At 71.1% G+C, this 20783-nt stretch carries 22 protein-coding genes and 1 pseudogene; 16 read left to right on the forward strand and 7 right to left on the reverse strand.

The window, feature by feature from the left end:
* The first annotated feature begins 31 nt into the window (after positions 1 to 31).
* A complete protein-coding gene (locus ABZX67_RS22090) occupies positions 32 to 526 on the forward strand; it encodes a hypothetical protein (RefSeq protein WP_355362723.1) in 495 nt (164 codons plus the stop codon).
* A 1-nt stretch (position 527) separates the two neighbouring features.
* Here the strand turns inward: ABZX67_RS22090 and ABZX67_RS22095 are convergent, their stop codons facing one another.
* On the reverse strand, positions 528 to 1949 hold the full coding sequence (locus ABZX67_RS22095) for an FAD-dependent monooxygenase (protein ID WP_355362725.1): 1422 nt from the start codon (positions 1947 to 1949) through the stop codon (positions 528 to 530).
* A gap of 189 nt (positions 1950 to 2138) precedes the next feature.
* Between ABZX67_RS22095 and ABZX67_RS22100 the strand changes: the two genes are divergently transcribed.
* Complete coding sequence (locus ABZX67_RS22100) at positions 2139 to 2726, forward strand: TetR family transcriptional regulator (RefSeq protein WP_355362727.1); 588 nt, start codon at positions 2139 to 2141, stop codon at positions 2724 to 2726.
* A gap of 46 nt (positions 2727 to 2772) precedes the next feature.
* Here ABZX67_RS22100 and ABZX67_RS22105 read toward each other — a convergent pair whose 3' ends face one another.
* From ABZX67_RS22105 to ABZX67_RS22115, 3 genes are all read right to left on the reverse strand, one after another.
* Positions 2773 to 3507, reverse strand: a complete 735-nt coding sequence (locus tag ABZX67_RS22105; RefSeq protein ID WP_355362729.1) for a Mut7-C RNAse domain-containing protein — start codon at positions 3505 to 3507, stop codon at positions 2773 to 2775.
* Between the two features lie 86 nt (positions 3508 to 3593).
* Positions 3594 to 4139 carry a GNAT family N-acetyltransferase gene (locus tag ABZX67_RS22110; protein WP_355362731.1) on the reverse strand — a complete coding sequence of 182 codons (546 nt, stop codon included), beginning with the start codon at positions 4137 to 4139 and terminating at the stop codon, positions 3594 to 3596.
* Positions 4140 to 4168: 29 nt separating this feature from the next.
* A complete protein-coding gene (locus tag ABZX67_RS22115; RefSeq protein ID WP_355362733.1) occupies positions 4169 to 4828 on the reverse strand; it encodes a hypothetical protein in 660 nt (219 codons plus the stop codon).
* A 324-nt stretch (positions 4829 to 5152) separates the two neighbouring features.
* On the opposite strand from ABZX67_RS22115, the gene hemL reads away from it, so the two are divergent.
* The 8 genes from hemL (at position 5153) to ABZX67_RS22155 (ending at position 13383) form a co-directional block, all read left to right on the forward strand.
* On the forward strand, positions 5153 to 6460 hold the full coding sequence (gene hemL, locus ABZX67_RS22120) for a glutamate-1-semialdehyde 2,1-aminomutase (protein ID WP_355362735.1): 1308 nt from the start codon (positions 5153 to 5155) through the stop codon (positions 6458 to 6460).
* Positions 6457 to 7155 (forward strand): histidine phosphatase family protein, encoded by a 699-nt coding sequence (locus tag ABZX67_RS22125; protein WP_355362737.1) that lies wholly within the window; start codon positions 6457 to 6459, stop codon positions 7153 to 7155. The genes hemL and ABZX67_RS22125 overlap by 4 nt, the downstream gene beginning before the upstream one ends.
* Before the next feature lie 129 nt (positions 7156 to 7284).
* The gene (locus tag ABZX67_RS22130; RefSeq protein WP_355362739.1) at positions 7285 to 8541 is read left to right on the forward strand and encodes a hypothetical protein; all 1257 of its coding nucleotides are present in this window, start codon (positions 7285 to 7287) and stop codon (positions 8539 to 8541) included.
* 88 nt (positions 8542 to 8629) lie between these two features.
* Positions 8630 to 9238 (forward strand): TlpA disulfide reductase family protein, encoded by a 609-nt coding sequence (locus tag ABZX67_RS22135; RefSeq protein ID WP_355362741.1) that lies wholly within the window; start codon positions 8630 to 8632, stop codon positions 9236 to 9238.
* Between the two features lie 4 nt (positions 9239 to 9242).
* Entirely contained in the window at positions 9243 to 9980 is a 738-nt protein-coding gene (locus ABZX67_RS22140) for a cytochrome c biogenesis protein CcdA (protein ID WP_355362743.1), read from the forward strand.
* Positions 9981 to 9984: 4 nt separating this feature from the next.
* Positions 9985 to 11748 (forward strand): cytochrome c biogenesis protein ResB, encoded by a 1764-nt coding sequence (locus ABZX67_RS22145; protein ID WP_355362745.1) that lies wholly within the window; start codon positions 9985 to 9987, stop codon positions 11746 to 11748.
* Positions 11745 to 12821 (forward strand): c-type cytochrome biogenesis protein CcsB, encoded by a 1077-nt coding sequence (gene ccsB, locus ABZX67_RS22150; RefSeq protein ID WP_355362747.1) that lies wholly within the window; start codon positions 11745 to 11747, stop codon positions 12819 to 12821. The genes ABZX67_RS22145 and ccsB overlap by 4 nt, the downstream gene beginning before the upstream one ends.
* Positions 12822 to 12870: 49 nt before the next feature.
* A complete protein-coding gene (locus ABZX67_RS22155) occupies positions 12871 to 13383 on the forward strand; it encodes a hypothetical protein (RefSeq protein WP_355362749.1) in 513 nt (170 codons plus the stop codon).
* Here ABZX67_RS22155 and ABZX67_RS22160 read toward each other — a convergent pair.
* Positions 13380 to 14170, reverse strand: a pseudogene (locus ABZX67_RS22160) (2-oxoglutarate and iron-dependent oxygenase domain-containing protein). The gene ABZX67_RS22155 and the pseudogene ABZX67_RS22160 overlap by 4 nt on opposite strands.
* Positions 14171 to 14234: 64 nt before the next feature.
* Entirely contained in the window at positions 14235 to 14639 is a 405-nt protein-coding gene (locus ABZX67_RS22165; protein ID WP_355362751.1) for a PLD nuclease N-terminal domain-containing protein, read from the reverse strand.
* 89 nt (positions 14640 to 14728) lie between these two features.
* On the opposite strand from ABZX67_RS22165, the gene ABZX67_RS22170 reads away from it, so the two are divergent.
* The 3 genes from ABZX67_RS22170 to mqnP all read left to right on the forward strand — a co-directional run bounded on the left by ABZX67_RS22170 (position 14729) and on the right by mqnP (position 17626).
* Complete coding sequence (locus ABZX67_RS22170) at positions 14729 to 16180, forward strand: menaquinone biosynthesis decarboxylase (RefSeq protein ID WP_355362753.1); 1452 nt, start codon at positions 14729 to 14731, stop codon at positions 16178 to 16180.
* A gap of 76 nt (positions 16181 to 16256) precedes the next feature.
* Positions 16257 to 16727: a hypothetical protein gene (locus ABZX67_RS22175; RefSeq protein ID WP_355362755.1), complete on the forward strand. Its 471-nt coding sequence runs from the start codon at positions 16257 to 16259 to the stop codon at positions 16725 to 16727.
* Positions 16727 to 17626, forward strand: coding sequence for a menaquinone biosynthesis prenyltransferase MqnP (gene mqnP, locus ABZX67_RS22180; protein ID WP_355362757.1), 900 nt, complete (start codon positions 16727 to 16729; stop codon positions 17624 to 17626). The genes ABZX67_RS22175 and mqnP overlap by 1 nt, the downstream gene beginning before the upstream one ends.
* Here mqnP and ABZX67_RS22185 read toward each other — a convergent pair.
* The gene (locus ABZX67_RS22185; protein ID WP_355362759.1) at positions 17616 to 18233 is read right to left on the reverse strand and encodes a rhomboid family intramembrane serine protease; all 618 of its coding nucleotides are present in this window, start codon (positions 18231 to 18233) and stop codon (positions 17616 to 17618) included. The two genes, mqnP and ABZX67_RS22185, sit on opposite strands and share 11 nt — an antisense overlap.
* Before the next feature lie 95 nt (positions 18234 to 18328).
* Between ABZX67_RS22185 and ABZX67_RS22190 the strand changes: the two genes are divergently transcribed.
* The 3 genes from ABZX67_RS22190 to mqnE all read left to right on the forward strand — a co-directional run bounded on the left by ABZX67_RS22190 (position 18329) and on the right by mqnE (position 20775).
* Positions 18329 to 19003, forward strand: a complete 675-nt coding sequence (locus ABZX67_RS22190) for a UbiX family flavin prenyltransferase (protein WP_355362761.1) — start codon at positions 18329 to 18331, stop codon at positions 19001 to 19003.
* Between the two features lie 105 nt (positions 19004 to 19108).
* Entirely contained in the window at positions 19109 to 19561 is a 453-nt protein-coding gene (locus ABZX67_RS22195; RefSeq protein ID WP_355362763.1) for an Lrp/AsnC family transcriptional regulator, read from the forward strand.
* Positions 19562 to 19611: 50 nt separating this feature from the next.
* Positions 19612 to 20775, forward strand: a complete 1164-nt coding sequence (gene mqnE / locus ABZX67_RS22200) for an aminofutalosine synthase MqnE (protein ID WP_355362765.1) — start codon at positions 19612 to 19614, stop codon at positions 20773 to 20775.
* Positions 20776 to 20783: the final 8 nt, after the last annotated feature.

Below are 20783 nucleotides of genomic sequence, written 5' to 3' on the forward strand. Positions count from 1 at the left end.
TAGAGGACGGGAAAATCGGTACCTTCTGGACATGGTTGCGATGGGCAGGGTTGCGCTGGTGGTCTCGGCCGTGACGGTGATGGTGGCGGCCGCGGCCGCGGCCTCGGACGCGAGTGCCGGCGCCCGCGCCGGGGCGATCGCGCCCGAGGCGGATGTCGCACACCACGGGCACGTCTCCCTCGCCGGTGACCGGCTCGACGTGCTGATGGAGAGTCAGAACCACGGTCCGTCCGGCGTGCCGACCGCGACCGTACGCCTGACCTTCTCGGAGCCGCTGGCCGGCGGGCCGCCGCTGCCGCCCAACTGCCTGTGGGGCGGCGACCGGGAGGTGCTGTGCTCCACCGGCCCGCTGCGCGCGGACGGCCCGGCCCGCGACACCGTGCTGGACCTGCGCACGAGCGGCACCCCGCACGAGGTGACGGTACGGGTGGCCACCGAGTGGAACGGCGGCGCGACCGACCGGAACCCCGGGAACAACGACCATCAGCTGCTGGTCCCCGCGACGGGTGACTGGTACGCCTTCTGAGTCAGCTCCCGCTCCCGGCCCAGGCGATGTAACCGTCGGGGCGGACGAGGAGGGTCTCGCGGCGGGTGGCGTTGGCCCAGCTCGCCCGTATGACCCGACCCGGCGCGGTGGGCACGTCCGGCGCGGCGCCGCCCCGCGGTGCGACGAGGACGAACGCGCCCTCCCGCAGCAGCTCGTAGAGCCGACCCTCCGCCAGGGCGAGATCGGGGACGCGCCGGCCCGTGAGCCGGTGGGCGCCGCGCCCGGCGGCGTACGCGATGCCGATGCCGCTGACCATGCCCATCGCCTTGGCGGACGCGGGGCGGATCCGGTTGAGCAGACCGGTGCCCAGGGCGCGGGCCGCCAGCATCACCGGGGTGTGGACCATGGCCAGGCGGATGAGCGCGCCGCTGCTGCGCAGCACCATCGCGCCGACGGGGTGCCGCTCGTCGTGGTAGCTGTCGAGGAGCACCTCGGGCTCGGGTGCCTCGCCGCGCAGCACGGCGGCGAGCTTCCAGGAGAGGTTGGCGGCGTCCTGGAGGCCGGTGTTCATGCCCTGGCCGCCGGCGGGGGAGTGGACGTGCGCGGCGTCACCGGCGAGGAAGACCCGTCCCTCGCGGTACTCCGGGACCTGGCGCTCGTCGCTGTGGAAGCGGGAGAGCCAGCGGGCGTCGTGCATCCCGAAGTCGGTACCGAGGGCGGTGCGCGTGAGGGCGCGCACCTCGTCGAAGTCGACGGGCTCGCTGTCGGGCACCAGGCGGTGGCGGCTCCAGGCGCCCACCCGGTACCAGCCGTCGCCGAAGGGCACGACGAACGCGAAGGCGTCGCTGGTGCCGCTCGCCATGAGCGCGCCCTCGGGCGGCTCGGTGAGCCGGACGTCGGCGAGCATGATGGAGCTGATCACGGACTCGCCGGGGAACGGCACGCCGAGGGTGCGGCGCACGGCGCTGCGCACGCCGTCCGCGCCCACGAGATAGCGGGCGCGCAGCTCTTCGGGCGCACCGTCGGGACCGGTGACCTCGGCGGTGACGGAGTCGGCGTCCTGGCGCAGGCCCCGCAGCTCCGTGTCGTACAGGAAGCGCACGCCGGCGGCGACGGCGCGGCGCTCCAGCAGCTGCTCGACCTCGTACTGCGGTGTGATGAGGACGAAGGGGAAGCGGGAGCGCAGCCGGGAGAGGTCCAGCGACAGCTTGCTGAAGAGGTTCAGCCGGGTGAGGGCGGTGCCTCGCTTCACCAGCTCGTCCGCGAGGTCGCGGGCGTCGAGCAGTTCCAGCGTGCGGGCGTGCACGGCGAAGGCGCGCACGAGGTTGCTGGTCTCGTGGGGGCGGCGCTCGACGAGGGCCACTTCCAGGCCCGCGGCGGCGAGGTCGCCGGCGAGCAGTAGTCCTGTGGGCCCCGCGCCCACCACGATGACGTCGATCTCCGTGCCCGGCGTGCCGTTCATGGCTGCCTCCTGGTCGTGGATGCCAAGGCTTGTGGTCGACCCATGCGCGTCGACGCACGCCCATCGGGACATGCGCGTCAACGGGTGTGGGCCAACGCCCGTTGGTCAACGGTTGTTGGTCAACGCTTGTTGGCAAATGTACGCCTGCGGTCATGGCGCGTCAACACCTGTTGGCCTACAGTTGTTGGCATGAAGACGGAAGCCCCCGCCGACCCCCCGAGTGCCCCCCGCCGCTCGGACGCCACCCGCGCCGCGATCCTCGACGCCGCCCGCGAGCGCTTCGCGACCGACGGGTACGAGCGCGCCACCATCCGCGCCATCGCCCGCGACGCGGGCATCGACCCGTCGATGGTGATGCGCTACTACGGCAACAAGGAGGGGCTCTTCGCCGCCGCCTGCGATGTCGACCTGCGCATTCCGCAGGTCGGTGCCCTGCCCGCCAAGCACATCGGCGCCGTCCTCGTCGCCCACTTCCTCGAGCGGTGGGAGCAGGACGACGTGCTCACGGCCGTGCTCCGGGTCGGCGTCACCAACGCCGCGGGCGCCGAGCGGATACGCGCGATCTTCCCGGCGCAACTGGGCCCCATCGTGGCCGGCGTCTGCCCCGACCCGGCCGAGGCACCGCGCCGAGCGGCCCTGGTCGCGTCGCAGATCCTCGGCATGGCGATGGCCCGCTACGTGCTGCACCTGCCGCCCGCCGTCGAGATGTCCCGGGAGGAGGTGATCGCCTGGCTGGCACCGACGGTGCAGCGGTACCTCACCGCCGAGACCCCGTGACCCGGCAGCGTCCGCCGGACGGCTCCCGCCCGCCGGGCGGCTCCGCCTACGCGGCCGCGCCGCCGAACTCGCGCAGCGCGTTCTCGACGATCGCCTCCAGGCGGGCGTGGTGGGCGCCGCGCCAGTACACGCGCCGGCAGGCCGTGCACTGCGCGAACACGTCGTACGAGCGCCGCGTGCCCTGTTCCAGCTGCTCGCGCACCGCGTCCTTGTCCGTGTCGGTCAGCGTCCCGTTGCAGGCGGTGCACCGCGTCCACGGCGCCAGCGGCGGCGCGAAGCGCTCCAGCACGTCGCGGAGCTGGTCGTCGGGCTGGTCGCTGTAGACGTACGCCCCCGCCCAGAGCTCCCGACGGCGCAACAGCCCCCGGTCACGCGAGAGCATCACGCGCCGCTCCCGCGCCGACCAGGCCGCCAGCGCCGCGTCACCGATGTCCTCGCTCTCGTACGCCGCGTCCACGCCGAGCAGCCGCAGCCGGCGCGCCAGCGTGCCGAGATGGACGTCGAGGAGGAACCGCAGCGGGGCGCCCGGCACCGGCTGCGGGCGCTCGCGGCCCAGCACCTCGACGTGTTCGCCGTGGGCCGGGATGTGCGAGGTGGAGACCGCGCGCCCATCCACCAGCAGCCCGCCCGCCTCGGTCAGCGGCACGCCGAGCGACTCGACGACGTGCCCGAGCGTCGAGGCGCCGTCCGTGACCACGGAGGTGCGGCCCGCGCGGCGCGGTGCCGAGACGAACAGCCCCAGTTCGGGGGCGAAGCTGATGTGGATCTCCGGTCGGTTCACGCCGCCAGCATGCCACCGGGGCCTGCGCCCCATCCAGGCCATTTCGGCCGCTCAGCCGGAGGCCGGCCCCGCCGCGCGCCCGCCCGTCAGGACCGGCGGCCGAGGTCCAGGCGCCAGTCGTTGCCGCGCAGCAGGCGCCCCGGCGGATACTCGACGTCGCACGCGCCGCGCAGCTCGAAGCCCGCCTTGCGGCATACCGCGTTCGAGGCGGCGTTGTCCACGGCGGGGAAGGCGTGCACGTACCGGTGCTTGCGGGCCGCGCGCACCTCGCGGACCACGGCGGCCGCCGCGGCCGTGGCGATGCCGCGCCCCTGGAAGGGCGGCAGCACGGCCCACCCCGTCTCGTACACCCGCGCCCCGTTCCAGGCCCGCTCCCAGAAGCCGATCGCGCCCACCGGTGCCTCCTCGGACAGCAGCACGATCCGGAACATCCGCCCCGCGCCCGTGCGGTCCGCGCTGAGGTCGACGTACCGCTGGTGGCGCCTGATCAGCAGGTCCTCGGTCTCCGGACCTCCCAGGTGGTCCGTCATCTCCGGCGCGTTGGCGGCCCGCAGCAGCGCGAAGTCCGCATCGGACCACGGGTCGAGGCGTACGCGTGCGTCACCTACGTCCCGTGCGGGGTGCGCGGTCATACGGCTCCACCACCTCGCGCCTCAGGCCGCTACGGCCACACCAGGCAGTACGGCTGGTGGCCCGCCTCGTGGAGGCGTACCGAGAAGTCCTGCCATTCGTGGAGCAGCTGGTACACGTCGAACGCGTCCCGCGGTCCGCCGCGGTCGGGGACCGTCGACCATATGAAGGCCGCCGCGCCCACGGTCTCCTCGCCGATGCCGCGCAGGGGGTCGACCACCGTCGTCGGGAGCTTCACCACGGCGTAGTCCGGGTGCAGGACCACCAGCTCCAGGGGCGGGACCTTGTGCAGCGGCATGCCCTGGATGCCGGTGAGGACCATCGCGGCTATCGTCTCGGGCTTGATCTTGGTGAACATGCCGCCCATGCCGAGCTCGTCACCGCCGAGCTCCTCCGGGCGCATCGAGATCGGGACGCGCGCGGCGGTGGCGCCGTTGGGCGCGCCGAAGTACTTGTACGTCACCCCCATGCCGCGGCCACCCCCGCCTCCCAAAGGAACGCTCCCCACGTGCTCGTGCCCCAGGGGGTTCCCGGAGGTCTGGTCCCCGGGCGACCGGGAGGGCTGGTTCCCGGAGGACCGGGAGGGCTGGTGCCCCGGGGGATTGTCCCGTTCTCGCCGGTGCTTCCCCCGCCGGGCGGGCTCAGGACCCAGGTCGTCGGTCCCTTCACCCAGTCCGCCACCGCGATGCATATCTCCACCCGACTGCTTTTAGGTAACACGGCCCCCGCCGCGCAACCCGATCATCGTGACAGTGACCTCCCCCACGCGCGTGCGGTGAAACACCTGTCCGCAAGAACGTCCGGGCCTCTGACACCATGGTTTCCGTGAGCTTTCCCAATGACGCCCCAGTTTCGCAGACGCGGAGCCCCGCCGCCCGGTCGTAAAACAAGGTCGTCGGCAAGATCCGCACCAACCCAGCAAGATCGTCAACAGATTGTCGACAGATCGTCGCCGTCCGGCGGCCGTGCCCGCGCATTGCCGCCCCTCCACTCGTTCTCGCAGGTCAGGACCAAAGTGCCGTATTCATACGAAGCCCCAGTCTCACAGACGCTTTTCGACCGCGCGTCCCTCGTGACGCCCGGCGGCGTGAACTCTCCCGTGCGCGCCTTCCGCGCGGTGGGTGGAACGCCCCGGTTCATGGTGTCCGGTACGGGTCCGTACCTCACCGACGCGGACGGGCGCGAGTACGTCGACCTCGTCTGCTCGTGGGGGCCGATGATCCTCGGCCACGCGCACCCCGAGGTGATCGCCGCCGTGCAGGAGGCCGTCGCGCGCGGCACCTCCTTCGGTACACCGGGTGAGGGCGAGGTCGCGCTCGCCGAGGAGATCGTGGCCCGGGTCGAGCCGGTCGAGCAGGTGCGGCTCGTGTCGTCGGGTACCGAGGCCACGATGTCCGCGATCCGGCTCGCCCGCGGTTTCACCGGCCGCGCCAAGGTCGTCAAGTTCGCCGGGTGCTACCACGGGCACGTGGACGCGCTGCTGGCCGCCGCCGGCTCCGGCGTCGCGACCTTCGGCCTGCCCGACACGCCCGGCGTCACCGGCGCGCAGGCCGGTGACACCATCGTCCTGCCGTACAACGACCTCGACGCCGTACGCCAGGCCTTCGCCGCGCACCCCGGCGAGATCGCCTGCGTGATCACCGAGGCGTCGCCGGGCAACATGGGCGTGGTCCCGCCCCGCGACGGCTTCAACGCCGGGCTGAAGGAGCTGTGCGCGGCCAACGGCGCGCTGTACATCTCCGACGAGGTCATGACCGGTTTCCGTACGTCGAAGGCCGGCTGGTACGGCGTCGACGGCGTGGTCCCGGACCTGATGACGTTCGGCAAGGTCATGGGCGGCGGCTTCCCGGCCGCGGCGTTCGGCGGCCGCGCCGACGTCATGGCGCACCTGGCGCCCGCCGGGCCCGTCTACCAGGCCGGCACCCTCTCTGGGAACCCGATCGCGACGGCCGCCGGGCTCGCGCAGCTGCGGCTGCTCGACGACGCGGCGTACGAGAAGGTCAACGCGGTCTCGCGCGAGATCCAGGCGCTGGTGACGGACGCGCTGAGCAAGGAGGGCGTGGCCCACCGGCTCCAGACCGCCAGCAACATGTTCTCCGTCTTCTTCACCGACGCCGAGGTCGTGAACTACGACGACGCGAAGAAGCAGGAGGCGTTCCGCTTCACCGCGTTCTTCCACTCGATGCTGGCGCAGGGCGTCTACCTGCCGCCGTCCGCCTTCGAGTCGTGGTTCGTCTCCACGGCGCACGACGAGCGCGCCGTCGAGCGGATCGCCGCCGCGCTGCCGGCCGCGGCCCGCGCCGCCGCGGAGGCCACGGCATGAACGCGGGGAACGACGACATCACCGTCGTCCACCTGATGCGCCACGGCGAGGTGCACAACCCGGACGGCATCCTGTACGGGCGCCGCGCCGGCTACCACCTCTCCGAGCTCGGCCGGAAGATGGCCGACCGGGTCGCCGAGCACCTGGCGGAGCGCGACATCACCCACGTCGTGGCCTCGCCGCTGGAGCGCGCCCAGGAGACGGCCCAGCCCATCGCCGCCTCGCACGGCCTGGAGCTGGCCACCGACGAGCGGCTCATCGAGGCCGGGAACGTCTTCGAGGGCAAGGCCTTCGGCGTGGGCGACGGCGCGCTGCGCAGGCCGTCCAACTGGAAGCACCTGACGAACCCGTTCCGGCCGTCCTGGGGCGAGCCGTACGTCGACCAGGTCGTACGGATGATGGGCGCGCTGAACGCGGCGCGTGACGCGGCCCGCGGTCATGAGGCGGTGTGCGTCAGCCACCAGCTGCCGATCTGGATCGTGCGCAGCTTCGTCGAGCGGCGCCGGCTGTGGCACGACCCGCGGCGGCGGCAGTGCACGCTCGCGTCCCTGACCACGTTCACGTACCAGGGCGACAGGATCGTGTCGGTGGGCTACAGCGAGCCGGCCCGCGATCTCGTCCCGGCGCATCTGCTGGCGGGTGCGAAGCCGTTGAAGGGCAAGGACAAGGGTGCGTCCAAGGCCTTCGGCGCGTAACTGTCCTGTCACAGAGCAGATTATGTGATTAATTCGGGAACCCGTGCGTTCCCGACCGCATCTCTCCCCTTGTCGGACCGGCGGTGACTTTCCGGTCGAAAAGCAAGCGCGAATGCGGATGGGGACGAGATGCGCGGGATCAGCCGAAGGGGATTGCTGGGAGCCGGAGTTGGGGCCGCGGCCGCGATCGGAATCGCGGGCTGCGGCCCCGACGGCGGTAACGGCGGCAAAGGCAAGGGTGGCGATCAGCAGCCCGGCGGCGCCGGTGCGAACAACGGCAAGCCCGACGCCGCCGGCGCACCACGGGGACGGCTGATAGGCGACGGCTCCACCTCCGACACCGGAAAGCAGCCGAACCAGCCCGACAAGCCCGTCCCCCTGGAGCCCGGTCAGACCCCGCCCCAGTTCGTAATCTTCTCCTGGGACGGCGCCGGAGAGGTCGGCAACGGCCTCTTCCCCCGCTTCCTCGAACTGGCCAAGGACCACGGCGCGGCCATGACCTTCTTCCTCTCCGGTCTCTATCTCCTCCCGGAATCGAAGAAGACCCTCTACCGCCCGCCGAACAACCCCGTCGGCGCCTCCGACATCGGCTACCTCACCGATGACCACATCAAGGAGACGCTGAAATACGTCCGCCAGGCCTGGCTCGACGGGCACGAGATAGGTACCCACTTCAACGGGCATTTCTGCGCGGGCTCCGGATCCGTCGGGAAATGGACCCCGGCCCAGTGGCAGAGCGAGATAGACCAGGCCGTGAAATTCGTCACCGAATGGAAGACGAACAGCGGTTGGACGACCCTCGACCCGCTGCCCTTCGACTACCGCAAGGAGCTCGTCGGCGGCCGCACCCCCTGCCTCCTCGGCCAGGACAACCTGCTGCCCACGGCGAAGAAGCTCGGCTGGCGCTACGACGCCAGCTCGCCCGGCGGCCGCCAGAAGTGGCCCTCCAAGCGCCAGGGCATCTGGGACCTGCCGCTGCAGCAGGTGCCGTTCCCCGGCCGCTCCTTCGAAGTCCTGTCCATGGACTACAACATGCTCGCCAACCAGTCGCAGAACACCACCAAGGGCAACCCCGCCCGTTATCCCGACTGGAAGAAGCAGGCCACCGAGGCGTATCTGGCCGGATTCAAGCGCGCGTACGAATCGAATCGCGCGCCGTTCTTCATCGGCAACCACTTCGAGCAGTGGAACGGCGGCATCTACATGGACGCCGTCGAGGAAGCGCTCAAGGGCATGGCCGGCAAGAAGGACGTACGGCTCGTCTCCTTCAAGCAGTTCACCGACTGGCTCGACGTCCAGGACCCGAAGATCCTCGACAAGCTGCGCACGCTGGAGGTCGGGCAATCGCCGACGGGCGGCTGGAACACCTTCCTCACGCCCTCTTAGGCCGCCCTGACATCGGGCTTTACGGTCACCGGAGAAGCACGGAGGGGGGCGCGGAAGATCCCCGGAAGGCCCATGCGAAACTTTTCACATGACCTTTAGGCGCGCTCCTCGAAGCATCATGCTCGCCGCCGGCGCCCTGGCGGCCGCACTGACCATGACCGCGTGCACCGGCGGTGGCTCGAAGGGCATCTCCGGCGGTGGCGGTGACACCAACTTCGTCACCGGCACCGGCGGCATCTCCACGGTGCCCAAGGGGGAGCGCAAGGCCGTCGGCACGATCGCCGGCGAAACCCTGGACGGTACGCGGCTCGACGTCGCCGACCACAAGGGCAAGGTCGTCGTCCTCAACCTCTGGGGCTCCTGGTGCGCGCCATGCCGCAGCGAGGCCAAGCACCTGGTCAAGGTGTCCGAGGACCTCAAGGCCAAGGGCGTGGAGTTCGTCGGCCTCAACACCCGCGACGTCAACAAGCAGCCGGCCGTCCAGTTCGAGAAGGACTACGGGGTCGCGTACCCGAGCCTGTACGACCCGGCCGGCGAGATCATCCTCAACGGCTTCCCCAAGGGCACGCTTCCCCCGCAGGCCATCCCCTCCACCATCGTGCTCGACCGCGACGGCAAGATCGCCGCACGTGTGCTCAAGGCAGTGGGCGAGGAACAGCTCCGCTCGATGATCGACCCGGTCCTCGCGGAGAAGTAGCCCGATGAACGAGACGGTATTCAGCGGGGCCCTGCTGCTCGCCCTCCCCATCGCGGTGCTGGGCGGGCTGGTCTCCTTCTTCTCGCCCTGCGTCCTGCCGCTCGTGCCCGGTTACCTGTCGTACGTGACCGGCGTCACCGGCACCGACCTCGCCGAGGCCCGGCGGGGCCGGATGGCCGCCGGCGCCGCCCTCTTCGTCCTCGGCTTCACCGCCGTCTTCGTCTCCGGCGGCGCCCTCTTCGGCTACTTCGGCTGGACCCTCCAGCAGTACCGCGAGACGCTCACCACCGTCCTCGGCGTGCTGATGATCCTCATGGGCGTCTTCTTCATGGGGCTCATGCCCTGGTTCACGCAGCGCGAGTACCGCTTCCACAAGCGGCCGGTGACCGGTCTCGTCGGGGCGCCGGTGCTCGGCGCGCTCTTCGGCATCGGCTGGACGCCGTGCATCGGCCCGACGCTCGCGTCCGTCACCGCCCTCGCCGCCGACCAGGGCAGCGCGGGCCGCGGGGCGCTGCTGACGTTCGCGTACTGCCTCGGCCTCGGCGTACCGTTCGTGCTCGCCGCGGTCGCGTTCCGCAAGGCGCTCGGCGCCTTCGCGTGGGTGAAGCGGCACTATGCGTGGGTGATGCGGATCGGCGGCGGCATGATGATCCTGACCGGCCTGCTGCTCCTCACAGGCGCGTGGGACATCCTCGTGCAGCAGATGCAGGTCTGGTCCAGCGGTTTCCAGGTGGGGATCTAGTTCCATGAGCAAGGCAGCAGAGACGACCGAGGCGACCACGGCCACGACGACGGACGCGGACGTGGACGCGGACGCCGCGGCCGGGGCACACCTGTCGACCGCGCCCATCGACGAATCCGCCGAAGCCGGAGGGGCGGCCGGCGGACTCACCGGCGGCCCCACCCTCGGTGTCTTCGGATGGATCCGCTGGTTCTGGCGTCAGCTGACCTCGATGCGGGTCGCGCTGATCCTGCTCTTCCTGCTGTCGCTCGGCGCCATCCCGGGCTCGCTCATCCCGCAGAACAGCGCGGACGAGCTGAAGGTCCGCACCTTCAAGGAAGCCCACGAGACGCTTGCGCCGATCTACGACCGGCTCCAGCTCTTCGACGTTTACAGCTCGGTGTGGTTCTCGGCGATCTACATCCTGCTGTTCGTCTCCCTCATCGGCTGCATCGTCCCGCGCAGCTGGCAGTTCGTCGGCCAGCTGCGCAGCCGCCCGCCGGCCGCCCCCCGCCGCCTCGCCCGCATGCCCGCGTACGCCACGTGGCGCACCGAGGCCGCGCCCGAAGACGTACGCGAGGCGGCGCTCGCGCTGCTGAAGAAGCGGCGCTTCCGCGCGCACACCGCCGGGGACGCGGTCGCCGCCGAGAAGGGCTACCTCCGCGAGGCCGGCAACCTCCTCTTCCACGTGGCGCTCATCGTCATGCTGGTGGCCTTCGCCGCCGGACAGCTCTTCAAGTCCGAGGGCGGCAAGCTCATCGTCGAGGGCGACGGCTTCTCGAACATCCTCCCGCAGTACGACGACTTCAAGTCGGGCTCGCTCTTCGACACCGAGGACCTGGCGCGGTTCGGCTTCACGCTGGACCGGTTCACCGGCACGTACGAGACGAGCGGCCCGCAGCGCGGCACCCCCCGCACCTTCGAGGCGGACGTCACGTACGGCAAGGCGGGCGGCGAGAAGAAGAAGGGCGTCATCCGGGTCAACGAGCCGCTGGAGGTCGACGGCTCGAAGGTCTACCTCATCTCGCACGGGTACGCGCCGGTCGTCACGGTCCGCGACGGCAAGGGCCAGGTCGTCTACAAGGGCGCCGTTCCGCTGCTCCCCATCGACAACAACGTCACCTCCACCGGCGTCATCAAGGTGATGGACGGATACCGGGACAAGAACGGCAAGAAGGTCCAGCTGGGCTTCCCGGCCTTCTTCGTCCCGACGTACGCGGGCAAGGGCAACGGCCAGATGTTCAGCCAGTTCCCCGGCCTGGTCTTCCCGGCGCTCAACCTCAGCGCCTACCACGGTGACCTGCGCGTCGACGGCGGCCTGCCGCAGAACGTGTACCAGCTGGACACCAGCAAGATGACACCGTTCAAGGACGCGAAGGGCGACATCTACAAGAAGACCCTGCTGCCCGGCGAGACCATGGAGCTGCCGGGCGGGGCGGGCTCGGTCACCTTCGAGAAGGAGATCAAGGAGTGGGCCAGCTTCCAGATCTCCCAGCAGCCCGGCAACGGTCTCGCCCTCGCCGGTGCGATCGCCGCCATCGCCGGCCTGGTCGGCTCGCTCTTCATCCAGCGGCGCCGCGTGTGGGTCCGGGCCGTACGGGGTGACGACGACGGCGTGACCGTCGTCGAACTCGCGGGGCTCGGCCGCAGCGAGTCCGCGAAGCTTCCCGAGGAACTGGCCGACCTGGCCGCCACCCTCCACTCCGTGGCGCCGACCGCGCCCGCGCCCGCCCCTGTGCCCGCACCCGAGGCCGAGGCCGACCAAGCCGACGAAAGGGCTGAGAAGTGAATCTCGCCGCCGCGACCAACGAGAGCCTGGCGGAGCTGAGCAATCTGCTCATCTACTCCTCCATGGCCGTCTACACCCTGGCCTTCCTCGCGCACATCGCCGAGTGGGTCCTCGGCAGCCGCAGCAAGGTCGGCCGTACGGCGGCGGCCCTGACGCCCTCCGCGGCCTCGCCCGTGCGGGTCCAGGTCGGCGGCCAGGGCGGCGGCACCGCCGTCCTCGACAAGCCGAAGGTCGTCACCCGCGCCGCCGCCGGCGCCCGTGACGTACCCGACGGCCCGGGCGCGGCCGGCGGCGACGAGAAGGGCGACCTGTACGGGCGGATCGCCGTCTCCCTCACCACGCTCGCCTTCCTGATCGAGGCCGCCGGGGTCGTCACCCGCGCGCTGTCGGTGCAGCGGGCCCCCTGGGGCAACATGTACGAGTTCTCCACCACCTTCTCGACGGTGGCGGTCGGCGCGTACCTCGGCTTCCTCCTCGCGAAGAAGAACGTCCGCTGGATGGGCCTGCCGCTGGTCACCACCGTCCTGATCGACCTCGGCATCGCCACCACCTGGCTCTACACCGAGAGCGACCAGCTGGTCCCGGCCCTGCACTCGTACTGGCTGTGGATCCACGTCTCCACCGCCATCTTCTGCGGCGCCGTCCTGTACCTGGGGGCCGTCGCCACGCTGCTGTACCTCTTCCGCGACGGGTACGAGGCCAAGGTGGCGGCCGGCCGCACGCCGAGCGCCTTCGCCCGCTCGGTGCTGGAGCGGCTGCCGGCCGCCGCGACCCTCGACAAGTTCGCGTACCGCGTCAACGCGGCGATCTTCCCGCTGTGGACCTTCACGATCATCGCGGGCGCGATCTGGGCCGGTGACGCGTGGGGCCGCTACTGGGGCTGGGACGCCAAGGAGGTGTGGTCGTTCATCACGTGGGTCGGGTACGCCGCGTACCTGCACGCCCGCGCGACCGCCGGCTGGAAGGGCCGCAAGGCCGCGTACATCGCGCTGATCGCCTTCGGGTGCTTCCTCTTCAACTACTACGGCGTCAACATCTTCGTGAGCAGCAAGCACTCCTACGCCGGGGTGTGAGCCGGGGTGTGAGGTAGCGCCCGTACGTCGCCCGCGCGAGGCTGGAGGTATGGCTGATCCCATACCTCCCGGTACGAGCGAGACCCATGGCGACACCCATACCGTGCGGTTCACGGTTCCGCTGCCGCACCCCGTGGAGCGCGTCTGGCCTGCCATTTCCACCCCGGGCGGCTTGCGCGGCTGGCTGGCCGAGCCCAAGGCGCTGGAGCCGCACCTCGGCGGCACGGCCATCCTGCGCTGGCCCACCAGCGACACCGTCGCCACCGGCACGGTCACCGCGTGGGACGTCGAGCGCATCGTGGAGTACACGCTCGACGTGTACGGCCGCGTCCGCCTGCACCTGGAGCGGGGCGAGGCGCCCGACACGACCGTGCTGCGGTTCCTGAACGAGTTCCGCGGCACGGACGACCGGCGCATCGACCGCCTGGCCGGCTGGCACGACCGCTTCGAGTACCTCGTCGGTGCGCTGGACGGCAGGCCGGCCGACTGGTCCTCCTGGTCGCGCGAGCGCTGGCAGGACCTGCGCGACCGGTACGAGGCCCGCGACTACGGCGCCACCTAGGGGGCCTCGTCGGTGGTGGCGATCGCGTCCAGCTGCCGCCGCAGGTACGTGTGCGAGTCGCCGCCCCGTACGTCGGTGCCCGGGTCGCACTCGTAGAAGTAGACGAGCGACATCAGCTCCTCACCCGGTGCGTCGGCCGGCGGCGGCAGCACCCGGTGTCGGTGTGCGGCCCGATCCGGAACTGGCCCTCCTCCGGCTCTCCGACCACGCCCGCCCGGGGTACGTACCAGTTGACGTTGAACCCCCAGGTGGGGTGGGCGGTGTGCCGGGTGAAGAAGTCCTCGCCCTCGCCGAGGGCCGCGCCCAGCAGCTCCAGCACCCGGTCGGCGAGCGTGCGCATGTGCCCGAGGCACTCCTGGACGAGCGGCCGGAGCTCCGGCACCTCGGACGGCCAGGTGTTGGGCAGGAACCACTCCCTGTCCACCGCCGGGTTCCCGGTCGGCTCCTCGGCCGCGAACGACAGCGACTCCTTCAGGTCCGGCGGGCTCGCCGTGCCCTCGGCGTACGCGTTGGCCTCCGCGCCCGGGCCGAGCCAGCCGCGGCCGCCGACCTTCACGGCGTACCGCTCCTTGGCGGCGGGCGGCAGCAGGAAGAACGCCCGCGCGGAGCGCCGGATCTCCGCCCGGAGCGCCGGATCGACACCGTGGCCGCCGACCAGCAGGAAACCGGCGCTGCGCAAAGCCCGGTCGACGGTCCGCTCGATGGCGGCGCGGTCGTCCGGCCCGCCGGAGCGCCAGGCCCCGATGTCGATGGTGGGAACGCGCGGTGCCCGCTGCTCTTCGCTCACGGGCCAGCTCTACCCGGCGACGCGGGGCCGGGCAACGCCCCTGGGGGCTTCAGGGCTCCGGTCCTCAGGGCTTCTTCGGGTCGTCGTCCTCGTCCTGCTCGGCCTTCTTGAGCTCCTCCTCGCGGCGGCGCAGGTCGGCCTCCCAGTCCTTCAGGAGGGCCTCGTCCTTCTTGTTCTCGTCGCGCAGGGACTGCAGGAACTCGGGGTTGTCGTCCGGGGCGACCCACTGGGCGCGGGGGGCGCGATAGCCCTTGGAAAAGGGCGAGGGCGTGCGGCCGCCGGCCGGGGCGCGGCGCATCTTCCCGGCCGCGAACCAGACGATCGGGCCGACGATCCAGAAGAGCAGGATGATGAAGATCCAGGCCACCTTGGGGAGGTGCTTCGCCTCGTCCTCCGGCGTGTTCAGGCAGTCGATGAACGCGTAGATCGTCAACGCCAGCGGCAGGATGTACAGCAGTGCCCTGAGCATGGGGAACAGCTCCCTGGAAGCATCGGCGGGCCGCGTTTCGACAGCCCCGGTGACATGGCCAGAGTAGCCGGTGACCGATACTTGACCCCATGGCTTACGACGATCTCCGCTCGCTGCTCAGGGCACTGGAGCGCGAAGGCGACCTCAAGCGCATCAAGGCCGAAGTCGACCCCCATCTGGAGGTCGGGGAGATCGTGGACCGGGTCCAGAAGTCCGGTGGCCCGGCCCTGCTCTTCGAGAACGTGCGCGGGTCGGCGATGCCGCTCGCGATGAACGTCTTCGGGACGGACCGCCGCCTGCTGAAGGCGCTGGGCCTGAAGTCGTACGACGAGATCAGCGCGAAGATCGGCGGCCTGCTGCGGCCCGAGCTGCCGCACGGCTTCGTGGGGGTGCGCGAGGCGTTCGGCAAGCTCGGCGCGATGGCGCACGTGCCGCCGAAGAAGGTCAAGGACGCGCCCGTGCAGGAGGTCGTGCTGCGCGGGGACGACGTCGACCTGGACACGCTCCCGGCTCTCTTCACGTGGCCCAAGGACGGCGGGTCCTTCTTCAACCTGGGGCTGACGCACACCAAGCACCCCGAGAACGGCATCCGCAACCTCGGCCTGTACCGGCTCCAGCGCCACGACAAGCACACCATCGGCATGCACTGGCAGATCCACAAGGACAGCCGCAACCACTACCAGGTCGCCGCGCGGCGCGGGGAGCGGCTGCCGGTCGCCATCGCGTTCGGTGCGCCGCCGGCGGTGACGTACGCCTCGACCGCCCCGCTGCCGGAGGACATCGACGAGTACCTGTTCGCGGGCTTCCTCCAGGGCAAGCGGATCGAGATGGTCGACTGCAAGACCGTGCCGCTCCAGGTGCCGGCGCAGGCGGAGGTCGTCCTGGAGGGCTGGCTGGAGCCGGGGGAGATGCTCCCCGAGGGGCCGTTCGGCGACCACACCGGCTTCTACACGCCGCAGGAGCCGTTCCCGGCGCTGACGATCGACTGCGTGACGATGCGGAAGCGTCCGCTGCTCCAGTCCATCGTGGTGGGCCGCCCGCCGACGGAGGACGGGCCGCTGGGGCGGGCGACGGAGCGTTTCTTCCTTCCCCTGCTCAAGATCATCGTGCCGGACATCGTGGACTACCACCTGCCGGAGTCGGGCGGCTTCCACAACTGCGCGATCGTCTCGATCGAGAAGAAGTACCCGAAGCACGCGCAGAAGGTCATGCACGCCATCTGGGGCGCGCACATGATGTCGCTGACCAAGCTCATCGTGATCGTCGACGCCGACTGCGACGTCCGCAACATGCACGAGGTGTCGTGGCGGGCGCTCGGCAACACCGACTACGCCCGTGACCTGACCGTCGTCGAGGGCCCGGTCGACCACCTCGACCACGCGTCGTACCAGCAGTTCTGGGGCGGCAAGGCGGGCATCGACGCCACGAAGAAGTGGCCCGAGGAGGGCTACACGCGCGACGGCGGCTGGCCGGACATGGTGGAGTCCGACCCGGCGACGGCGGCGCTGGTGGACCGGCGCTGGAAGGAGTACGGACTGTGAGGGCGAGTGTGACCATGGGCGTGAGGGCCGGGGCGGCTTGTCCCCGCCGACGCGGGGGTGTTCCGGGGTACGGGCTGTGAGCCCGATCGCGATGGGCGGTCCGGCCCTCTTCATCGGCGGCGACACCGACTACGTGGCGCTGGTGCGCCCGGAGCTCGACCCGGCGGACGCCGGGGTCCAGCGGGCCGCCGCCGAGGCGGGTGTCGCGCCCGAGGAGTTCGCGGGCGCGGGCGACCTGTGGGCCGTCCTGGTCGAGAGCGGCGGCGAGGGCGACGGCTTCGAGCTGCCCGGCGTGCGCGACTCCGAGCCCGCCGACTTCGCGGAGCGGCTGCGCGCCGAGCTCGCCGCCGCGTCCGGGCCGTTCACCGTCGACGGGGGCGCCGTACTGCGTCTGGACGCCCGTCCGGCCGGCGCGGACGCCTACGCCTTCACGGCGTACGTCACCCCGCCCGACGACCCCGAGACCACGGTGACCGTGGAGACCGGGCCGCTGCCCGTGGCCGCGCTGCTGGCCGACCTCGACGCGTTCCTCGGGAGCCTGGCGTGATGACGACCACCGCGCCGAAGCCGGCCGGCGGCGGCATCAAGGCCTTCCTGCGGCTCGTGATGATCGAGCACTCGGTCTTCGCGCTGCCCTTCGCCTACATCGCCTCCCTCACCGCGATGTACGAGGCCGACCGCACCGTCCACTGGGTCGAGCTGCTGCTGGTCACGGTCGCGATGGTGGGCCTGCGCACCTTCGCCATGGCCTGCAACCGGATCATCGACCGCGAGATCGACGCCCGCAATCCGCGCACGGCGGGCCGCGAGCTGGTCACCGGCGCGGTGTCCGTCCGCTCCGCCTGGACCGGCGCGCTGGTGGCCCTGGTCGTCTTCCTGGGCGCGGCGGCGCTGCTCAACCCGCTGTGCCTGGCGCTGGCGCCGCTCGCCGTCGTACCGATGGTCGTCTATCCGTACGGCAAGCGCTTCACCAACTTCCCGCACGCCATCCTGGGCCTGGCGCAGGCCATCGGCCCGGTCGGCGCGTGGCTCGCGGTCACCGGGGCGTGGTCGTGGGACGCGGTGATCCTGGGCCTCGCCGTCGGCGTCTGGATCGGCGGCTTCGACCTGATCTTCGCCTGCCAGGACGTCCAGGCCGACCGCGCCCACGGCGTCATGTCGGTCCCGGCCCGCTTCGGCATCCCGGCGGCGCTGTACGGCGCGCGCGCCTCGCACGTGGTGACCACCGCGCTGCTGGTCTGGTACGCGCTGGCCACCGACGCGGGCGCCTTCTTCTGGCTGGGCCTGGTCGTCGTGGCGGTCGCCTTCCTCTACGAGCACACGATCGTGCGGCCGCACGACCTGTCGCGGCTGAACAGGGCGTTCTTCACGGTCAACGGCTTCATCGGGATCGCGCTGTTCGTGTGCGCGCTGGTGGACCTGGCGGTGCGGGGCCTCAGGGTGTGATCGCCGCCGCCCCGCGCGTACGCCTGCGGAACACGAACGCCGCCGCCACGCCCGCCAGGAGGCCGAAGAGGTGGCCCTGCCAGCTGACGCCCGACTGGGTCGGGGATATGCCCAGCAGGATCGAGCTGCCCCAGATCGCGCCTATGACCAGCCCGACGCCGATGTCCAGCGGCTTGCGGTCCACGAAGCCGCGCACCAGCAGGTAGCCGAAGAGGCCGAAGATCAGGCCGGAGGCGCCCGCCGTGACGCTGTACGACGGGGAGACGAGCCATACGCCGAGCCCGTCGACGACCACGATGAGCGCGGCGACGGCGAGGAAGCGGCGGATGCCGCCGAGCGCGGCGAGGAAGCCGAAGACCAGCAGCGGCACCGTGTTCGCCGCGACGTGGGGGAAGCCGAAGTGGAGGAACGCCGCCGGGACGAGGTCGCGCAGCTCGGCGGTCTCGCGCGGGGTGATGCCGTACGTGTCGAGGGCGTGCCCGGTCGCGAGGTCCACGGCCTCCAGGATCCACAGCAGCGCCACCCAGGCGAGGATCAGCTGCGCGGCCGCCTTGGCCCGGCCGGCGCCACGCCGTTCGGTAGTGCCGTGCCTCGTCGTATGCGCCATGGCGGCCCCCTGCGGTCTCGCACGCTTCCACCTCGGCAAACGTCCGGGGCACCTTACCGAGTTCCGCACCCGCCGGGCCGGATAGGCTCGGGCGCATGACTGTCGGCAAGCGCGTTCCCTGGGTCGTCGGGGTGTCCGGGGCTTCGGGGACCCCGTACGCCGCCGCCGTTTTGCGCGGGCTGCTGGCGGCGGGGGAGAGCGTGGACCTGGTGGTGTCCCGGGCGTCGCGGCTGACGCTGCTGGACGAGACGGGGATCGCCTTCCGCGACGCGCACTGGCGCGAGGACCTGGCGGAGTGGCTGGCGCGGGGCGCGGACGGAAAGCCCGGCACCTTCCGGGACGTCGACGTGGCGGACGTACGCCACTGGGCGGCCGGTGACCTGGCCGCGGGGCCGTCGTCGGGCTCGTACCCCGTCAAGGGGATGCTGATCGTGCCCGCGTCGACCGCCTGCGTGGCGGGGGTGGCGCTCGGGCTGTCGAAGGACCTGCTGCAGCGCGCGGCGAGCGTGACGCTGAAGGAGCGGCGCAGGCTGGTGGTCGCGGTCCGCGAGACCCCGCTGAACGGCCAGACGCTGAAGCACCTGGTGGCGCTGGACGAGGCGGGCGCGGTCGTGCTCCCGGCCTCCCCGGCGTTCTACGCGGGGGCGACGCACATCCAGGACCTGGTGGACTTCGTCGCGGGCCGGGTGCTGGACGCGGCGGGGGTGCCGCACGGGCTGTACCGCCGGTGGAAGGGCGAGCTCGGTGGTGGCTCGCGTGATGGGGATTAGCGCCTGCGGGCGCTCGGGGAAGATCCGTACGGGGCGCCGACCCCGCATGCCTTAGATTGACACTCAAACGCGCGGTTTCGCTGACCAATGGAAGGCTTCAGGCATATGGACGCCGTGGATAGGCAGCTCATCCAGGCCCTGCGGGAGAACGGCAGGGCCTCGTACGCCGAGCTCGGCCGGCTCGTCGGGCTCTCCGGGCCCTCCGTCACCGACCGCATCAACCGCCTGGAGGCGGCGGGCGTCATCACCGGCTACCGCGCCACCGTCGACTCCGCCTCGCTCGGCCTCGGCGTGACGGCGCTGATCGGCATCTCGCTCTCCGACGCCGCCGACCACGAGGACGTGGCCCGCCGGCTGAAGGACCTGGCGGAGATCGAGGACTGCTGGTTCATCGCGGGCGACGACTCGTACATGCTCAAGGTGCGCGCGACGGACGTCGACGGCCTGGAGAAGACCATCCGCCGCCTGTCGGGCACGAAGGGCGTCTCCCGTACGCGGACGACGATCGTGCTGTCGACGAAGTGGGAGAACCGGGTCGGCGATTTGCCGGAGGAATAGGGCGAGTACGGTGGTGGAGCCCGATTGACACACGTATGGGAGGCATCCGTATGGACGCGGGGCTCAAGCGCGAGCTGGAGGAGAAGGTCCGGTCCGGGGAGCGGCTGACCCGCGAGGACGGCATCGCCCTCTACGAGTCGGACGACCTGGCCTGGCTCGGCGGCCTCGCCCACGAGGTGCGGACGCGCAAGAACGGTGACGTGGTCCACTTCAACGTCAACCGGCACCTCAACATGACGAACGTGTGCACGGCGTCGTGTGCGTACTGCTCGTTCCAGCGCAAGCCGGGCGAGAAGGACGCGTACACCATGCGCATCGAGGAGGCCGTCCGCCTCGCCAAGGCGATGGAGAACGACAACCTCACCGAGCTGCACATCGTCAACGGGCTCCACCCCAACCTGCCGTGGCGCTACTACCCGCGCTCGCTCAGCGAGCTGAAGAAGGCGCTGCCGAACGTCTCCCTCAAGGCCTTCACGGCCACTGAGATCCACCACTTCGAGACGATCTCCGGGCTGTCCGCCTCCGAGATCCTCGACGAGCTGATCGAGGCCGGTCTCGAGTCCCTGACCGGCGGCGGCGCGGAGATCTTCGACTGGGAAGTGCGCCAGCACATCGTGGACCACCGCACCCACTGGGAGGACTGGTCCCGGATCCACCGGCTCGCGCACGAGAAGGGGCTCAAGACCCCGTGCACGATGCTGTACGGCCACATCGAGGAGCCGCGCCACCGCGTGGACCACGTGCTGCGGCTGCGGGAGCTCCAGGACGAGACCGGCGGCTTCCAGGTCTTCATCCCGCTGCGCTACCAGCACGACTTCGTGGACATGAAGGACGGCAAGATCCGCAACCGCCTCCAGGCGCGGACCACCATGGCGACGGGCGCCGAGGCGCTGAAGACCTTCGCGGTCTCGCGGCTGCTCTTCGACAACGTCCCGCACGTCAAGGTCTTCTGGGTCATGCACGGCGTGCAGACGGCGCAGCTGGCGCTCCAGCACGGCGCGGACGACATGGACGGCTCGGTCGTCGAGTACAAGATCACGCATGACGCGGACAACTACGGCACGCCCAACAAGCTGAGCCGCGAGGACCTGCTGGAGCTGATCCGGGATGCCGGCTTCCGCCCGGTGGAGCGCAACACCCGGTACGAGATCATCCGCGAGTACCCCGGCCCGGACGCGGACCGCCGCGAGTCGCCGCAGCCGATGCGCGTCTGACGCGCCGC

The organism is Streptomyces sp. NPDC003036, assembly GCF_040611175.1.
In the GTDB taxonomy this organism is placed as follows: domain Bacteria; phylum Actinomycetota; class Actinomycetes; order Streptomycetales; family Streptomycetaceae; genus Streptomyces.

Excerpts from the sequence above, each read along its gene's own strand:
- ABZX67_RS22090 (WP_355362723.1), top strand. The coding sequence starts at position 32 with ATGGTTGCGATGGGCAGGGTTGCGCTGGTGGTCTCGGCCGTGACGGTG.
- ABZX67_RS22095 (WP_355362725.1), bottom strand. The coding sequence starts at position 1,949 with ATGAACGGCACGCCGGGCACGGAGATCGACGTCATCGTGGTGGGCGCG.
- ABZX67_RS22100 (WP_355362727.1), top strand. The coding sequence starts at position 2,139 with ATGAAGACGGAAGCCCCCGCCGACCCCCCGAGTGCCCCCCGCCGCTCG.
- ABZX67_RS22110 (WP_355362731.1), bottom strand. The coding sequence starts at position 4,139 with ATGACCGCGCACCCCGCACGGGACGTAGGTGACGCACGCGTACGCCTC.
- ABZX67_RS22115 (WP_355362733.1), bottom strand. The coding sequence starts at position 4,828 with ATGCATCGCGGTGGCGGACTGGGTGAAGGGACCGACGACCTGGGTCCT.
- ABZX67_RS22125 (WP_355362737.1), top strand. The coding sequence starts at position 6,457 with ATGAACGCGGGGAACGACGACATCACCGTCGTCCACCTGATGCGCCAC.
- ABZX67_RS22130 (WP_355362739.1), top strand. The coding sequence starts at position 7,285 with ATGCGCGGGATCAGCCGAAGGGGATTGCTGGGAGCCGGAGTTGGGGCC.
- ABZX67_RS22135 (WP_355362741.1), top strand. The coding sequence starts at position 8,630 with ATGACCTTTAGGCGCGCTCCTCGAAGCATCATGCTCGCCGCCGGCGCC.
- ABZX67_RS22140 (WP_355362743.1), top strand. The coding sequence starts at position 9,243 with ATGAACGAGACGGTATTCAGCGGGGCCCTGCTGCTCGCCCTCCCCATC.
- ABZX67_RS22145 (WP_355362745.1), top strand. The coding sequence starts at position 9,985 with ATGAGCAAGGCAGCAGAGACGACCGAGGCGACCACGGCCACGACGACG.
- ABZX67_RS22155 (WP_355362749.1), top strand. The coding sequence starts at position 12,871 with ATGGCTGATCCCATACCTCCCGGTACGAGCGAGACCCATGGCGACACC.
- ABZX67_RS22165 (WP_355362751.1), bottom strand. The coding sequence starts at position 14,639 with ATGCTCAGGGCACTGCTGTACATCCTGCCGCTGGCGTTGACGATCTAC.
- ABZX67_RS22170 (WP_355362753.1), top strand. The coding sequence starts at position 14,729 with ATGGCTTACGACGATCTCCGCTCGCTGCTCAGGGCACTGGAGCGCGAA.
- mqnP (WP_355362757.1), top strand. The coding sequence starts at position 16,727 with ATGACGACCACCGCGCCGAAGCCGGCCGGCGGCGGCATCAAGGCCTTC.
- ABZX67_RS22185 (WP_355362759.1), bottom strand. The coding sequence starts at position 18,233 with ATGGCGCATACGACGAGGCACGGCACTACCGAACGGCGTGGCGCCGGC.
- ABZX67_RS22190 (WP_355362761.1), top strand. The coding sequence starts at position 18,329 with ATGACTGTCGGCAAGCGCGTTCCCTGGGTCGTCGGGGTGTCCGGGGCT.
- ABZX67_RS22195 (WP_355362763.1), top strand. The coding sequence starts at position 19,109 with ATGGACGCCGTGGATAGGCAGCTCATCCAGGCCCTGCGGGAGAACGGC.
- mqnE (WP_355362765.1), top strand. The coding sequence starts at position 19,612 with ATGGACGCGGGGCTCAAGCGCGAGCTGGAGGAGAAGGTCCGGTCCGGG.